Below are 15,435 nucleotides of genomic sequence, written 5' to 3'. Positions count from 1 at the left end.
GCCGCTCCTACGAAGAACCGGGCTGTCGGCGAGAATGCTCGCGGACCGATGATGGCCTCGCGCAAACGACAGTGGCCATGGGGATGGCAGGCGAGCCGGCAGCATCTGCGTTAAGCTTGCGCCCCCGCTTCGCTGCCGCGCCCGCGCCATGCCCCGCCCGACCGAATCCGCCTCGCCCGCCACGTTTCCACGGCCCGCATCTGCGCCGCCATCCGAGTTCGACCTGATCCGGCGGCATTTCAGCCGCGGCACGCGGCATACCGATCTCGCCGGCGGCGACGATGCGGCACTGCTGAGTGCGCGGCCGGGCATGCAGTTGGCCGTGTCGACCGACATGCTGGTGTCCGGCACGCACTTCTTCGCCGACACCGACCCGCAGGACCTCGGCTGGAAGACGCTGGCGGTCAATGTGTCCGACCTCGCGGCGATGGGCGCGGAACCGCGCTGGGCCTTCCTCGCGCTGGCGCTGCCGGCGGCCGACGAGGACTGGATCACCGCCTTCGCGCGCGGCTTCTACGCCTGCGCCGACGCTTTCGGCGTGGACCTGGCCGGTGGCGACACCACCCGCGGGCCACTGAACCTGTCCGTCACGATCATCGGCGAAGTGCCGGCGGGCGCAGCGATCGGCCGCGCCGGCGCCCGCGCCGGCGACGACTTGTGGGTTTCGGGCCAGCCCGGCCTGGCTGCGCTCGGCCTCGCCGCGCTGCGCGGCGAAGTCGATCTGGACCCGCCCGGCCGCCAAGGCTGCATCGCCGCGCTGCAGCGCCCGCAGCCGCGCGTGGCGCTGGGGTTGGCCCTGCGCGGGCTCGCCAGCGCGATGCTCGACGTCTCCGACGGCCTGCTCGGCGACCTGGCCCACGTCCTGGCGCAGTCGGGTGCCGGCGCCGTCATCGATAGCGCGGCCCTGCCACTGGCGGCGCTGCTCGCGACCAGCGCGCCCGAGGACAAGGCCCGCGCCTGCCTGCTGGCGGGCGGCGACGACTACGAACTGCTGTTCACCGCAGCGGCCTCCGCGCGCGCCGACATCGACGCGCTGTCGCGCCGGCTCGCGCTGCCGCTGCACCGCATCGGCCGGATCACCGGCCGGGCGGGCGAATGCCTGCTGCGCACGGCCGACGGCGAGGAGCAGGTCCTGCATCCGAGCGGCTACGATCACTTCGCATGAACATCGCCGCCGCCGTCACGCCCGTTCTTCCGCCCCCCCCTCCCCGACCTTCCGGAGCGAGCCGATGCGCCCCACTCTGAAACTGATGATGAGCCACCCCGCCCACTTCATCTCGCTCGGCTTCGGCTCCGGCCTGTCGCCATGGGCGCCGGGCACGGCGGGCACGCTGCTGGGCTGGGCGCTGTATCCGCTGCTCAGCGCGCCGCTGTCGGAGTTCGTCTTCCTGGCCTTTCTTGCCAGCCTGTTCATCGTCGGCGTGCTCGCCGCCGAACGCACCGGCCGCACGCTCGGCGTGCCCGACCACGGCGGCATCGTCTGGGACGAGATGGTGGCGATCTGGCTGGTGCTGGCATTCACGCCGGCGACGCTGGGCTGGCAGGCGGTCGCGGTGGCGCTGTTCCGCTTCTTCGACATCGTCAAGCCGCCGCCGGTGCGCTGGGCCGACCGCAGCTTCAAGGGCGGCTTCGGCGTGATGTTCGACGACATCATCGCCGCCGGCTACACCCTGCTCGTGCTGGCCATCCTGGTCCAGCTGTTCGGCCGCTGACCAGCCCCGGTCCCCCCTTCAGCACACATGCGAACGATGGATAGCGAACTGAACGAACTCTCGGCCGCGGCCGGTGCCGCGCTGGCCGCGCGGGGCTGGCTGCTGGCCACCGCGGAATCCTGCACCGGCGGCTGGATCGCGGCGACCGTCACCGCCACCAGCGGCAGCTCGGCCTGGTTCGACCGCGGCTTCGTGACCTATTCCAACGCGGCCAAGACCGACATGCTGGGCGTCGCCGCCACGACCCTCGAAGCGCATGGCGCCGTCAGCGAAGCGACCGTCACCGAAATGGCGGAAGGCGCGCTGATCCACAGCACGGCAGACGTCGCGATCGCCGTTTCCGGCGTCGCCGGCCCCGGCGGCGGCACGCCGGCAAAGCCCGTCGGCATGGTGTGCGTGGCCTGGGCGCGGCGCGGCGCGGCCACGCTGGTGCAGACGCTGCAGCTGGCCGGCGACCGCGAGGCAGTGCGGCGCCAGACCGTCATCCAGGCGCTGCGCCGCTTGATCGAACTGGCTGGCGCGGATATTGCATGACATATTTGCTGTATATAAATACAGATGCTAAGCTGACGCCGTCAGAGACCTTGTTCAGGGCTGCGACAGCTCGCCGCCGAAAATCCCTGCAAGCTCTGTGCCATAATCCGCCCATCACTCAGGAAAAGTTTTCATGGACGACAACAAGGCCAAGGCACTCGCCGCCGCGCTCTCGCAGATCGAAAAGCAGTTCGGCAAGGGCTCGATCATGCGCATGGGCGACGGCAACGTCGAGCGCGACATCCAGACCGTCTCCACCGGCTCGCTCGGCCTCGACATCGCACTCGGCCTCGGCGGCCTGCCGCGCGGCCGCGTGGTCGAGATCTACGGTCCTGAATCCTCCGGCAAGACCACGCTGACGCTGCAGGTCATCGCCGAGATGCAGAAGCTCGGCGGTACCGCCGCCTTCATCGACGCCGAGCATGCGCTCGACGTCGGCTACGCCGAGAAGCTCGGCGTCAATATCGAGGACCTGCTGATCTCGCAGCCCGACACCGGCGAACAGGCGCTCGAGATCGCCGACATGCTGGTGCGCTCGGGCGGCGTCGACATCGTCGTCGTCGACTCGGTCGCCGCGCTGACGCCCAAGGCCGAAATCGAAGGCGAGATGGGCGACCAGCTGCCCGGCCTGCAGGCCCGCCTGATGTCGCAGGCGCTGCGCAAGCTGACCGCCAACATCAAGCGCACCAACACGCTGGTGATCTTCATCAACCAGATCCGCATGAAGATCGGCGTCATGTTCGGCAGCCCCGAGACCACCACCGGCGGCAACGCGCTGAAGTTCTACGCCTCGGTGCGCATGGACATCCGCCGCACCGGCACGATCAAGAAGGGCGACGAGGTGGTCGGCTCCGAGACCCGCGTCAAGGTCGTCAAGAACAAGGTCTCACCGCCGTTCAAGGAAGCGCACTTCGACATCCTGTACGGCGAAGGCATCTCGCGCGAAGGCGAGATCATCGACCTCGGCGTGGTGCACAAGATCGTCGACAAGTCCGGCGCATGGTATTCCTACAACGGCGACAAGATCGGCCAGGGCAAGGACAACTCGCGCGAGTTCCTGCGCAACAACCCGGCGCTGGCACGCGAGATCGAGAACAAGGTCCGTGCCGCCGTCAGCCTGCCCGAAATGCCGTCGGGCGGCGCAGCCTCGGCCGTCGCGGCGGACGAGGCCTGACAGGGACACCAGCGGCTGCCATGGCTGAACCGAGCCTGCGCGAACGCGCCCTGCGCCACCTCGCCCGCCGCGACCACTCTCGCGCCGAACTGGCGAAGAAGCTCGCGGCCTACGGCGACGAGGACGAGATCCGGGCGGTGATCGAACGCATGGGCGAGCTCGGCCTGCAGTCCGACGAACGCTTCGCCCAGGCTTTCGTGCGCAGCAAGGCGGCGCGCTTCGGCGCCAGCCGCCTGCGCAGCGAAATGGCGCGGCGTGGCCTCGACCGTGACCTGGTCGACGAGGCAATCGCCAGCGAATGTGCAGAATCGGAATCGGAGCGTGCGCGCAGCGTGCTGCGCAGCCGCTTCACCACGCCGCCCGCCGATGCCCGCGAATGGGCGCGGCAGGCGCGCTTCCTGCAAACCCGCGGCTTCGCACCCGACCTGATCCGCAAGCTGCTGAAAGAGCCCCACGATGAGTCTGCTTAAGGTCGCTGGCCTGCAAAAGCGCTACAAGGCACGCACCGTCGTACATGACGTCGGTTTCGAAGTCGGCTCGGGCGAGGTCGTCGGCCTGCTCGGCCCCAACGGCGCCGGCAAGACCACCTGCTTCTACATGATCGTCGGCCTGGTGCGCGCCGACGGCGGCCAGATCGGCCTCGACGGCAAGGACCTGACCCACCTGCCGATCCACGCCCGGGCGCGGCTGGGCCTGTCCTACCTGCCGCAGGAAATGAGCGTGTTCCGCAAGCTCACCGTGGCCGAAAACATCCGTGCCGTGCTGGAGCTTCAGGGGCTCGAGAACCGCCAGGTGGACGAGCGCCTGCAGGAGCTGCTCGAAGAGCTCGGCATCAGCCATCTGCGCGACAACACCGCCATCTCGCTGTCGGGCGGCGAGCGCCGCCGCTGCGAGATCGCGCGCGCGCTGGCCACCGACCCGCGCCTGATCCTGCTCGACGAGCCCTTCGCCGGCGTCGATCCGATCGCGGTGATCGACATCCAGAAGATCATCCGCTTCCTCAAGGAACGCGGCATCGGCGTGCTGATCACCGACCACAACGTCCGCGAGACGCTCGGCATCTGCGACCGCGCCTACATCATCAGCGAAGGCCGCGTGCTCGCCAGCGGCCAGCCGGGCGAGATCATCGCCAACGAAAAAGTCCGCCAGGTCTACCTCGGCGAGCATTTCCGCCTCTAGTCCAGGATGAAACCCAGTCTCCAGCTCAAGCTTTCCCAGCACCTCACGCTGACGCCGCAACTGCAGCAGTCGATCAAGCTGCTGCAGTTGTCGACGATCGAGCTGAACCAGGAGATCGAGCGCTTCCTGCTCGAGAATCCGATGCTGGAGCGCGAGGAATTCGACGAGCCGCCGCCCAGGCTCGAACCCTCAACCAGTTCCTCGCCGGCCGAGCGCGAGCGTGAACAGCAGCGCGAAGCCGACACCGACGGGGGCGGCGACGGCGACAACGGCGGTACAGCCGAGCGCGAAGGCGGCGACGAAGGCATCGACTGGTCGAACGTCGGCACCGGCACCTCGGCCAAGCGCGACGATGACGACGACGTCGACTTCCAGGAAATCCAGGCCGCCGAGCTGTCGCTGCGCGAACACCTCGACCAGCAGGTCGCGCTGTCGCCGCTGAACGACCTCGACCGCGCACTGGTGCGCTTCATCATCGAAGCGCTCGACGACGACGGCTACCTGTACCAGCCGCTCGAGGAACTGCTCGAACTGCTGCCGCCCGAGCTCGAGATCGACCTCGACGATCTGTCGATCGCGCTGCGCCACGTGCAGAACCTCGACCCGGCGGGCATCGGCGCCCGCACGCCGCAGGAGTGCCTGGCGCTGCAGCTGCGCGCGATGCCCGAAAGCTCGATCCAGATGCTGGCGCTCGAGATCGTCGACGGGCACCTCGAACTGCTGGCCGAACGCAACTTCGTCCGCCTGAAGAAGCTGACCGGCTGCAACGACGACGAACTGCGCGCCGCGCACGCCCTGATCTGCAGCCTGGACCCGCATCCCGGCCTGCGCCACTCGGCTTCCGAAACGCGCTACGTGCTGCCCGACGTCGTCGTGCGCAAGGTCCGCGGGCGCTGGAGCGTGAGCCTGAACCAGGAGGCGATGCCGCGCCTGCGCGTCAATCGCCTGTACGCCAGCCTGCTGCAGCAGAACAGGGGACAGGGCGGCGGACTCACCGGCCAGCTCCAGGAGGCTCGCTGGCTGATCAAGAACGTGCAGCAGCGCTTCGACACCATCCTGCGCGTGTCCCAGGCCATCGTTGACCAGCAAAGACAGTTCTTCGATCATGGTGACGTGGCGATGAGGCCACTGACCCTCCGGGAGATCGCAGACCAGCTCGAGCTGCACGAATCCACCGTATCACGCGTCACCACGCAGAAGTACATGGCGACACCGCGTGGCGTGTTCGAACTCAAGTATTTCTTTGGCAGCCACGTTTCCACCGACACCGGCGGAGCAGCTTCCTCAACGGCAATCCGCGCACTGATCCGCCAGTTGGTGGACGCAGAGGACAGGAAGAAACCCTTGTCCGACGCACGAATTGCAGAAGTTCTGGGCCAGCAGGGTATCGTGGTCGCACGTCGCACCATCGCGAAATACCGCGAATCACTCAATATCCCGCCGGTCAGTTTGCGCAAATCGATCTGACAACAACAGGAGTTAGCATGAATCTCAACATCACCGGGCGCCACGTCGAAGTCACGCCGGCCATTCGCGACTACGTCGGCGCCAAGCTCGACCGCGTCATCCGCCACTTCGACAACGTCACCAGCGTGGCGGTGATCCTCTCGGTCGAAAAGCTGCAGCAGAAGGCCGAAGTCACGCTGCACGTGCGCGGCAAGGACATTTTCGTCGAAAGCGAGGATACCGACCTGTACGCCGCCATCGACGCGATGGCCGACAAGCTCGATCGCCAGGTCCAGAAGTACAAGCAGAAAATGGCCGACCACAACCACGAAGCCCTGAAGCACCAGGCGCCGCCCGAGGCCTGATACCGGCTTGCATTCGAAGCGAGGACAAGACGCGAAGCCGCAGACGGTGCTCATTGCACGGCAAGGCTGGGCAACGCGGTCATCGCTTCGAAGGCGAACCGGTGGATCGTCTCTTGCGGCTTTCCTTCCGGGGTGTGGTTATAATGCGCGCGTTTTCAAGACGCGGCTTCAACGCACCCCGGTCCAACCCCCGTCGCCCAACGTGGCGCCAGCGGTAACGGCGCTGCGCAAGCTCCATAGCGAATGAGCCTGATATCTCAACTCCTGCCACTGTCGAACGTGGTGGTCGATCTGGACGCCAGCAGCAAGAAGCGCGTCTTCGAACAAGCAGGCCTGCTGTTCGAGAACAACCAGGGCATCGCCCAGAGCCTCGTATTCGACAGCCTGTTCGCCCGCGAACGGCTCGGCTCCACCGGCCTCGGCCAGGGTATCGCCATTCCCCACGGCCGCATCAAGGGCCTCAAGGACGCGGCGGGCGCCTTTCTCCGCCTGGCGGCGCCGGTTCAGTTCGATTCGCCCGACGGCAAGCCGGTCAGCATGCTGTTCGTGCTGCTGGTGCCCGAACAGGCCAACGAGACCCATCTGCAGCTGTTGTCCGAACTGGCGCAGATGTTCAGCGACCGCGAATTCCGCGAGGCCCTGCTGGACGCACCCGACGCCGCGCACATCCACAAGCTGTTCGTGAACTGGGGCGCCGATGAATGAGGCAGACCAGCGTCGCGCGGCTGTTCGAGGCTGAACGGGAGCTCCTTCAGCTCAGCCATGTCAGCGGACGGCTGGATGCCGTGCTGGCGGTGGCCGAAGAACGGATCTGGCCGGCCGACCTCGTCGGCCACCTGAACCTGATCCATCCTTCCCGGCTGCAGATCGTCGGCGCCGCCGAATTGGCCTGGGCCCAGCGCCAGACCACCGACAAGGTCGCCCACCACCTCAACGAGATCCTGTCCAGCCAGCCGCCGGCGATCATCGTCGCCGACGGCTGCGCGGTGTCGAACATCATCCGCGGCGTCTGCGAAGCGCACGACGTCGCGCTCTTCACCACCCCCCAGCCTTCGGCCAGCGTCATCGACCAGCTGCGGCTCTACCTGTCGCGCGAGCTGGCCGAGAAGATCTCGCTGCACGGCGTCTTCATGGACGTGCTCGGCGTCGGCGTGCTGATCACCGGCGACTCCGGCGCGGGGAAATCCGAGCTCGCGCTCGAGTTGATCTCGCGCGGCCACGGCCTGGTCGCCGACGACGTCGTCGAGTTCTCGCGCATCGCCCCGACCGTGCTGGAGGGCCGCTGTCCGCCGATGCTGCAGGACTTCATCGAAGTCCGCGGCCTCGGCATCCTCAACATCCGCACCATCTTCGGCGAGACCGCCTGCCGCCGGAAGATGCGCCTGCGCCTGGTCTGCCATCTCGAACGCCGCCAGCCCGGCGACGGTGACCCGAGCCGGCTGCCGGTGCAGCAGGAAGTGAAGGACATCCTCGGCGTCAAGGTCATGCGCGTGGTGCTGCCCGTCGCCGCGGGCCGCAACCTCGCGGTGCTGCTCGAAGCCGCCGTGCGCTCGACCATCCTGCAGTTGCGCGGCATCGACGCGATGCAGGAGTTCATCGACCGCCAGATGCAGGCGATGAGCGCCGCCGACGGCGACGGCGCGGCGTAAGCACGCCCCGGCCGGCAAGCGGCCTATCGGCGGTGCTATTGCCGCAGTGCCGCATCGGCTGCTAACCTCGACGGCTTTGCTGCCCCGCGAGCCTTCGATGAGCACCCCCACGGATTACCTCGAGCGCATTCTCAACGCCCACGTCTACGACGTCGCCGTCGAGACGCCGCTCGATCTCGCCGCCAACCTGTCCGCGCGCGTGCATAACCGCATCCATCTCAAGCGCGAGGACATGCAGCCGGTGTTCAGCTTCAAGATCCGCGGCGCCTACAACAAGATGGCGCGGCTGTCGCCGCAGGCCCTGAAGCGCGGCGTCATCTGCGCCTCGGCCGGCAACCACGCCCAAGGCGTCGCCTTGTCGGCGGCACGGCTCGGCACCCGCGCCGTCATCGTGATGCCCAGCACCACGCCCCAGATCAAGATCGACGCGGTCAAGGCGCGCGGCGGCGAAGTCGTGCTCGCCGGCGAATCCTATTCCGACGCCTACGCCCATGCGCAGGAACTGGAAAAGAGCGAGAAGCTGACTTTCGTCCATCCCTACGACGACCCGGACGTCATCGCCGGCCAGGGCACGATCGGCATGGAGATCCTGCGCGCCCATGCCAGGCCCATCCATGCCATCTTCTGTGCGGTCGGCGGCGGCGGACTGCTCGCCGGCGTGGCGGCCTACGTCAAGCGGGTGCGCCCGGAGACGAAGATCATCGGCGTCGAGACCGTCGACGCCGACGCGATGACGCAGTCGCTCGCCACCGGCAAGCGCGTGGCACTGGAACAGGTCGGCCTGTTCGCCGACGGCACCGCGGTCAAGCAGGTCGGCGCCGAGACCTTCCGCCTGTGCCAGCAGTACGTGGACGAGATGATCGTCGTCGACAACGACGCCATCTGCGCCGCGATCAAGGACGTCTTCGAGGACACCCGCTCGATCCTCGAACCCTCGGGCGCGCTCGCCATTGCCGGTGCCAAGGAATACGCCAAGCGCCACAAGCTGCGCGACAGGAACCTGGTCGCCGTCGCCTCCGGCGCCAACATGAACTTCGACCGCCTGCGCTTCGTCGCCGAACGCGCCGAGCTCGGCGAACAGCGCGAAGCCGTGCTGGCAGTGACGATTCCGGAGCGGCCGGGTGCATTCCGCAAGTTCATCAGCCTGCTGGGCAACCGCAACATCACCGAGTTCAACTATCGCTACGCCGACCCCGAGCAGGCCCACATCTTCGTCGGCGTCACGGTGCACAACCGCAACGAAGCCGGCCGCCTGGTGGAAATGCTCGAACGCCACGAACTGCCGGCGATCGACCTGACCGACGACGAACTGGCCAAGACCCACGGCCGCTACATGGTCGGCGGCCGCTCGCCGCAGGCCAAGAACGAAGTGCTCTACCGCTTCGTCTTCCCCGAACGGCCGGGCGCGCTGATGAATTTCCTCTCCAAGCTGCATTCGGACTGGAACATCTCGCTGTTCCACTACCGCAACCACGGTTCGGACTACGGCCGCGTGCTGATCGGCATGCAGGTTCCGCCCGAGGACACGCAAGCCTTCGAGGACTTCCTGCAACGGCTCGGCTACGAATACGTGGCCGAGACCGACAACCCCGCCTACCGGCTGTTCCTCGCCGCCTGACGCTCTTCCGCCGGGTTTCCGGCGGTGTGCTGCGCGCGTTTCAGCGGCTGGCGCGGGCCGTGCCGATGGGTACCGCGCCAGCGCGGACTGCCCCCGCTTCCGTGACGATCCAGTCCATCGGCCGGTCGTGCGGCTGCGGCAGCACGCTCGGCACGCGGCCCAGCTCGAAGCCGGCGCCGATGGCAATCACGTCCATCCCCGCCAGCGTGCGGTCGAAATAGCCGCCACCGTAACCCAGGCGGTAACCGGCCGCATCGAAGGCGTTCAGCGGCACGATCACGACCTCGGGCGCCACCTCCTCCGGCGTCGCCGGATGCGGGATGCCATGGCGGTCGAACACCATCCCGGCCCCCGGCGTCCAGCGGCGGAAATGCATCGCCGCCCCTGCTGCGACGACCACCGGCAAGGCCGCCACGCGCAGCGCATCGCCGGCCAGCCAGTGCCGGACCCAGTCCCTGAGATCGGGTTCGGCACGGAAAGGCCAGCAGAAACCCAGCGTACGCGGCGCCAGTTCGTCGATCACGCCGCCGAGATGGGCTGACAGGCGCGCGGTGAGCCGTGCCCGCTGCGCCTCGTCCAGCGCCTCGCGGGCCTGGATTGCCTGCTGCCGCAGGAATCTGCGGCGTTTCTCGATGTCATCGGCGGGGTCGGAAACAGGCTTCGTCACTGTGGTATGGTTGCTTGCAATGGAGAGCAGGGGAAGTATGAAAACGGGCTTGATGGCGGCTGCGCTCTGCGTCGCCGGGATGTTGCTGCCGGCGACGGCGCCGGCCCAGGTGCCGCGGGCTTTCGGCGACGATCGCATCGTCGCCGCTCACGAGGCGGTGCGCAAGGGGGACCGCGACACGCTCGACGTGCTCGCCGCCGAGTCCAGCCCGCACGTGCTGGATGCCTACGTCCGCTACTGGCGCTTCGTCAATGTGCTGGCGCGCCCCGAACTGCCTCCCCCGGCGCGGGAGCTCGAGGCTTTCCTGCAGCGGGAAGCCGGCACCGTGCTGGCCGAGCGCCTGCGTGCCGACTGGCTGCGCCGGCTGGCGACGGATGGCGACTGGACGCGCTTCACGGCGCTCTATCCCGGCCTGCTGAATCCCGACCGCGAAACGCGCTGCACGGACTGGACCGCCCGCCTGATGACCGGCGACACCCGCGCGCTCGACGAAGTCGCGCTGGAATGGCGCACGCTGGACAATGCGCCGGCGGCCTGCGACACCGCGCTGCGTGCCACCCATGCCACCGGCAGGGTCGATGACGACGCGCTCTGGCGCCGTGCGCGCCGCCAGGCCGACACGCGCAAACCCGACGATGCGCTGCTGAGCTGGAACTGGCTGCCCGCCGAAATCGCGCCGGCCGCCGCCGATGCCGAACAGGCCTTGCGCTCTTCCGCCGCCTGGCTCGACCGCCTGCCGGCCAATTTCGCCGTCACCCGCGCCGGCCGGGAGCTCGTCCTCGCCGCACTGACACGCATCGCCTGGCAGGACGCCCGCCTCGCCCATGCCCGCCTGCTGCAGTTGCAGGACCGCCTTGGCAGCGAGGAGCGCGGCGACATCCAGGCCGTCATCGCCATGCATGCCGCCATCGACCAGATGCCCGAGGCGATGGCCTTCTACCGAGCGGTGGGCAATGCCGAGCTGACGCCGCTGCAGCGTGCCTGGCGCGTGCGCGCCGCGCTGCGGGCCGGAGACTGGGCCGCCGTCCGCACGGCCATCGAAGCGATGCCGGAATCCGAGCGCCAGCAGCCCGAATGGACATACTGGCTCGGACGTGCGCATGCTGCCGCCGGCCGCGCCGGCGACGCCGAGGCGCTGTTCAGCCATATTGCCGCCGAACCGCATTTCTACGGCATCCTCGCCGCCGAGGAACTCGGCCGGCCCTTTGCGCTTCCCGCAAGCGGGGACTCGCTTGCCGTGCCCCCGCTCGACGAGGCCGAGAACGATCCCGCGCTGCGCCGCGCCCTCGCGCTGTACCGGCTCGGCCTGCGCACCGAAGCGACCCGCGAATGGACCTGGGCCTTGCGCGGCCGCGACGAAACCTTCCGCCTTGCCGCCGCCCACCTCGCGCTGCGCAACGAGCTCTACGACCGCGCCATCAACAGCGCCGAACTGTCGAACCCGCGCGCAAACTATGCGCTGCGCTTCCTGACCCCCTATCGTGAGTTGATCGAGCCGCAGGTGCATATGCAGGGGCTCGACCTGGGCTGGGTGTACGGCCTGATGCGCCAGGAAAGCCGCTTCGTCGTCCCGGCCCGCTCCAGCGCCGGCGCCCAGGGCCTGATGCAGGTGATGCCGGCGACCGGGAAATGGGTGGCGAACAAGATCGGCCTGCGCGGCTACCATCCCCGCCAGTTGAACGACCCCAGCACCAACGTGCTGCTCGGCACCAGCTACATGCGCCTGATCCTGAACGACCTGGACGATCATCCGGTGCTGGCCAGCGCCGGCTACAACGCCGGCCCGGGGCGTGCCCGCCGCTGGCGCGACGACAAGCCGCTCGAAGCGGCCATCTACATCGAGACCATCCCCTTCAACGAGACGCGCGACTACGTCAAGAAGGTGATGGTCAATGCAGTCATCTACGGCGCGATGTTCGAGCACCGGCCCCAGTCGCTGAAAGCACGGCTGGGCGTGATCGGCCCGCGCCCGGCCAGCGAATGAACACAGCTTTTCCGATCGAGCAACAACAGCGAGTCCCTGCCATGAACATCAAACGCGTCGTCCTCATCGGCGGCACCGGCTTCGTCGGTCATGCCGTCGCCAACCGCCTCGTCGAAGCCGGCGTCCAGGTCGTCGTCCCCACCCGCCGCCGCAGCCGTGCCGGCCACGTCGTGCTGCTGCCGACGGTCGAGGCCGTCGAAGCCAATGTGCATGATCCCGCCACGCTGGAACATCTGCTCGCCGGCGCCGACGCGGTGGTCAATCTGGTCGGCATCCTGCACTCGCGCGGCGGCGAACCTTATGGCCCCGATTTCGCCCAGGCCCACGTCGAACTGCCGAAGAAGATCGTCACCGCCTGCCGCAACACCGGCATACGCCGGCTGGTGCACATCAGCGCGCTCGGCGCCAGTGCCGACGGCCCCTCCGGCTACCAGCGCTCCAAGGCCGCGGGCGAAGCGGCGATCCGCAGTACCGGCGCCGACCTCGACTGGGTCATCCTGCGGCCCTCGGTGATCTTCGGCCGCGACGACCGCTTCCTCAACCTGTTCGCCGATCTCGCCTCGGCTTTCCCGATACTGCCGCTGGCCGGCGCCGATACCCGCTTCCAGCCGGTCTACGTCGAGGACGTCGCCGAAGTCGTCTGGCGCAGCCTGAGCACGCCGGGCGCGGCCGGCCGGATCTTCGACGTCGCCGGCCCCCGGGTCTACACCCTGCGCCAGCTCGTCGAATACGTTTCCGCCCAGATCGGCAAGCCGCGCCCGGTGATCGGCCTGCCGGAAGGCCTGGCGATGCTGCAGGCCAGCCTGCTGGAGCTCGCGCCCCAGCCGCTGATGAGCCGCGACAATGTCCGCTCGATGCGTGTCGACAACGTCGTCACCGACGGCGCGCCGCTACCGTTCGGCCTGCAGCCGACCTCCATCGAAGCGGTGGTGCCGAGCTGGCTGGGCGATGGAACCGTCCGCTCGCGCTACTATCCCTTCCGGCGCCACGCGCGCCGCTAAGCCCAATACCGTTCGTTCAAGCAGGAGCTTCTTTCACCGTAGGAGCGGCTTCAGCCGCGAACAAGCGCCTTTCGCGGCTGAAGCCGCTCCTACGCCAAGCGGGAATCTCCTGAGTGAACAGCATTGCCGCTAACCACACAAACCACCCGGAGTCGGCCATGAAGCTCATCATCGGCAACAAGAATTACTCGTCCTGGTCCCTGCGCGCCTGGCTCGCCGCGCGCGAAGGCGGCTTCAGCTTCGGGGAAATCGACATCCCGCTGTTCATCCCGGGCAGCCGCGAACGCATCCTGGCGCACTCGCCCTCGGGCAAGGTGCCCTGCCTCAACGACAACGGCGTGCTGGTATGGGATTCGCTGGCGATCGGCGAATACCTCGCCGAGAAGCAGCCCGCGCTGTTGCCCGCCGACGCTGCCGCGCGTGCCACCGCCCGTTCGGTCACCGCGGAAATGCACTCCGGCTTCCAGGCCCTGCGCAGCAAGATGCCGATGAACATCCGCAAGGACTACCGCGGCTTCGGCCACACGCCGGAAGTCGATGCCGACATCGCCCGCATCACCGCGATCTGGAACGACTGCCGCGCCCGCTTCGGCCAGGGCGGCCCTTACCTGTTCGGCCGCTTCAGCCTCGCCGATGCCGCCTTCGCGCCGGTCTGCTTCCGCTTCCAGACCTATGGCGTGCAGCCGGACGGCGCTGCCGGCGAGTACCTCGCCACGATGCTGGCCAATCCGCACATGCAGGACTGGGCGGCGGCGGCACGCGCCGAGACCGAATCGATCCCGGCCGAGGACCTGTACGACTGATGCAGTGCTACGTGGTGGGCGGCGCGGTGCGCGACGCCCTGCTCGGGCTGCCGGTCACCGACCATGACTGGGTGGTGGTCGGCGCCACTCCCGAGGACATGCTGGCCCGGGGCTTCCGCCCGGTGGGCAAGGATTTCCCGGTCTTCCTGCATCCGCAGACCCAGGAGGAATACGCTCTCGCCCGCACCGAGCGCAAATCGGGCAAGGGCTATGCCGGCTTCGTCTGCCATGCCTCGCCCGAGGTCACGCTCGAAGAGGATCTGCTGCGCCGCGACCTGACCATCAACGCCATCGCGCGCGACGCCGATGGCAGCCTGATCGACCCCTACGGCGGCGTCCGCGACCTCGAAGCCCGGGTGTTCCGCCATGTCTCGCCGGCTTTCGCCGAAGACCCGCTGCGCATCCTGCGGGTGGCGCGCTTCGCCGCGCGCTACGCCGACTTCGGCACCGCGCCGGAAACGCTCGCGCTGATGCGCCGGATGGTCGAGGCCGGCGAAGTCGACCACCTCGTCGCCGAGCGGGTATGGCAGGAGTTCGCCCGCGGCCTGATGGAGGACAAGCCTTCGCGCATGATCCGCAGCCTGCGCGACTGCGGCGCCCTTGCCCACATCCTGCCGGAAGTGGACAGGCTGTTCGGCGTGCCCCAGCCCGCCCAGCACCACCCGGAGATCGACACCGGCGAGCACGTCATGATGGTCATCGACCATGCCGCCGCCACCCGGCAGCCGCTCGCCGTGCGCTGGGCCTGCCTGCTGCACGATCTCGGCAAGGGCGACACGCCGGCCGGCATCCTGCCGCACCACTACGGCCACGAGCAGGCCAGCGCGCGGCGCGCGCGCGAAGTGTCGATGCGGCTGAAAGCGCCGGCCGACTGCCGCGACCTGGCCGAAATGGTCGCGCGCGAGCACGGCATCTTCGGCCAGGCGGCGATCCTGCGGCCCGAGACCATGGTCAAGGTGCTGGAGCGCTGCGACGCCTTGCGGCGGCCGGAACGCTTCGCGCTCGCGCTCGATGCGGCGGCTTGCGATTACTTCGGCCGCGGCGGCGGCCCGCGGCCCGAATGGGCGCCGCGCGCGGCCTGGCTGGCGGCGCTGGACGCGGTGCGCAGCCTCGACGCCGGCGCGATCGCGCGCAGCTGCGCCAACAAGGACCGGATACCGCAGGCCATCCACGCCGCCCGGGTCGACGCGGTGCGCGCGCTCGGCCTCCGCGCTTCTGCCGCCAGCCCGAATCCGGCAAACATTACGCGAACGTGAACCACTCGGCTTGGCGCCGCGGCAGGCTGCGTGCAAAAATCGGCCTG

16 protein-coding genes are annotated in these 15,435 nt (G+C 68.5%); 15 read left to right on the top strand and 1 reads right to left on the bottom strand.

Annotated features, from left to right (window positions below; translation table 11 throughout):
• The first annotated feature begins 148 nt into the window (after nt 1-148).
• The 11 genes from thiL (at nt 149) to ilvA (ending at nt 9,677) form a co-directional block, all read left to right on the top strand.
• Nucleotides 149-1,165, top strand: coding sequence for a thiamine-phosphate kinase (thiL, locus tag TBU01S_RS08730; protein WP_068636255.1), 1,017 nt, complete (start codon nt 149-151; stop codon nt 1,163-1,165).
• 64 nt (nt 1,166-1,229) lie between these two features.
• Nucleotides 1,230-1,712 carry a phosphatidylglycerophosphatase A family protein gene (locus tag TBU01S_RS08725; RefSeq protein WP_068636254.1) on the top strand — a complete coding sequence of 161 codons (483 nt, stop codon included), beginning with the start codon at nt 1,230-1,232 and terminating at the stop codon, nt 1,710-1,712.
• Between the two features lie 36 nt (nt 1,713-1,748).
• A complete protein-coding gene (locus TBU01S_RS08720; RefSeq protein ID WP_068636253.1) occupies nt 1,749-2,246 on the top strand; it encodes a CinA family protein in 498 nt (165 codons plus the stop codon).
• A gap of 133 nt (nt 2,247-2,379) precedes the next feature.
• On the top strand, nt 2,380-3,420 hold the full coding sequence (gene recA, locus TBU01S_RS08715; protein WP_068636252.1) for a recombinase RecA: 1,041 nt from the start codon (nt 2,380-2,382) through the stop codon (nt 3,418-3,420).
• A 20-nt stretch (nt 3,421-3,440) separates the two neighbouring features.
• Nucleotides 3,441-3,890 (top strand): recombination regulator RecX, encoded by a 450-nt coding sequence (gene recX / locus TBU01S_RS08710; protein WP_068636251.1) that lies wholly within the window; start codon nt 3,441-3,443, stop codon nt 3,888-3,890.
• On the top strand, nt 3,877-4,599 hold the full coding sequence (gene lptB / locus TBU01S_RS08705) for an LPS export ABC transporter ATP-binding protein (RefSeq protein ID WP_068636250.1): 723 nt from the start codon (nt 3,877-3,879) through the stop codon (nt 4,597-4,599). The genes recX and lptB overlap by 14 nt, the downstream gene beginning before the upstream one ends.
• A 6-nt stretch (nt 4,600-4,605) precedes the next feature.
• Nucleotides 4,606-6,066, top strand: coding sequence for an RNA polymerase factor sigma-54 (locus tag TBU01S_RS08700; RefSeq protein WP_068636249.1), 1,461 nt, complete (start codon nt 4,606-4,608; stop codon nt 6,064-6,066).
• A 17-nt stretch (nt 6,067-6,083) separates the two neighbouring features.
• Nucleotides 6,084-6,410 carry a ribosome hibernation-promoting factor, HPF/YfiA family gene (gene hpf / locus TBU01S_RS08695; RefSeq protein ID WP_068636248.1) on the top strand — a complete coding sequence of 109 codons (327 nt, stop codon included), beginning with the start codon at nt 6,084-6,086 and terminating at the stop codon, nt 6,408-6,410.
• A gap of 243 nt (nt 6,411-6,653) precedes the next feature.
• Nucleotides 6,654-7,115 carry a PTS IIA-like nitrogen regulatory protein PtsN gene (gene ptsN / locus TBU01S_RS08690; protein ID WP_068636247.1) on the top strand — a complete coding sequence of 154 codons (462 nt, stop codon included), beginning with the start codon at nt 6,654-6,656 and terminating at the stop codon, nt 7,113-7,115.
• Complete coding sequence (gene hprK / locus TBU01S_RS08685; protein WP_068636246.1) at nt 7,112-8,059, top strand: HPr(Ser) kinase/phosphatase; 948 nt, start codon at nt 7,112-7,114, stop codon at nt 8,057-8,059. Before ptsN ends, hprK begins: the two co-directional genes overlap by 4 nt.
• A gap of 97 nt (nt 8,060-8,156) precedes the next feature.
• Nucleotides 8,157-9,677 (top strand): threonine ammonia-lyase, biosynthetic, encoded by a 1,521-nt coding sequence (ilvA, locus tag TBU01S_RS08680; protein ID WP_068636245.1) that lies wholly within the window; start codon nt 8,157-8,159, stop codon nt 9,675-9,677.
• A 40-nt stretch (nt 9,678-9,717) separates the two neighbouring features.
• Here ilvA and TBU01S_RS08675 read toward each other — a convergent pair whose 3' ends face one another.
• A complete protein-coding gene (locus TBU01S_RS08675) occupies nt 9,718-10,344 on the bottom strand; it encodes a 5-formyltetrahydrofolate cyclo-ligase (RefSeq protein ID WP_245650876.1) in 627 nt (208 codons plus the stop codon).
• Between the two features lie 37 nt (nt 10,345-10,381).
• Between TBU01S_RS08675 and TBU01S_RS08670 the strand changes: the two genes are divergently transcribed.
• The 4 genes from TBU01S_RS08670 (at nt 10,382) to TBU01S_RS08655 (ending at nt 15,388) form a co-directional block, all read left to right on the top strand.
• Entirely contained in the window at nt 10,382-12,328 is a 1,947-nt protein-coding gene (locus TBU01S_RS08670; RefSeq protein ID WP_068636244.1) for a lytic transglycosylase domain-containing protein, read from the top strand.
• A gap of 41 nt (nt 12,329-12,369) precedes the next feature.
• A complete protein-coding gene (locus TBU01S_RS08665; RefSeq protein WP_068636243.1) occupies nt 12,370-13,329 on the top strand; it encodes a complex I NDUFA9 subunit family protein in 960 nt (319 codons plus the stop codon).
• Between the two features lie 158 nt (nt 13,330-13,487).
• Entirely contained in the window at nt 13,488-14,132 is a 645-nt protein-coding gene (locus TBU01S_RS08660; RefSeq protein ID WP_068636242.1) for a glutathione S-transferase family protein, read from the top strand.
• A complete protein-coding gene (locus TBU01S_RS08655; protein WP_068636241.1) occupies nt 14,132-15,388 on the top strand; it encodes a multifunctional CCA addition/repair protein in 1,257 nt (418 codons plus the stop codon). The genes TBU01S_RS08660 and TBU01S_RS08655 overlap by 1 nt, the downstream gene beginning before the upstream one ends.
• The last annotated feature ends 47 nt before the right edge of the window (nt 15,389-15,435 follow it).

The sequence above is a fragment of the Thauera butanivorans NBRC 103042 genome (assembly GCF_001591165.1).
In the GTDB taxonomy this organism is placed as follows: domain Bacteria; phylum Pseudomonadota; class Gammaproteobacteria; order Burkholderiales; family Rhodocyclaceae; genus Thauera; species Thauera butanivorans.
The sequence above is the reverse complement of the archived record's forward strand: the minus strand, read 5'-3'. Positions and strand labels throughout refer to the sequence as shown.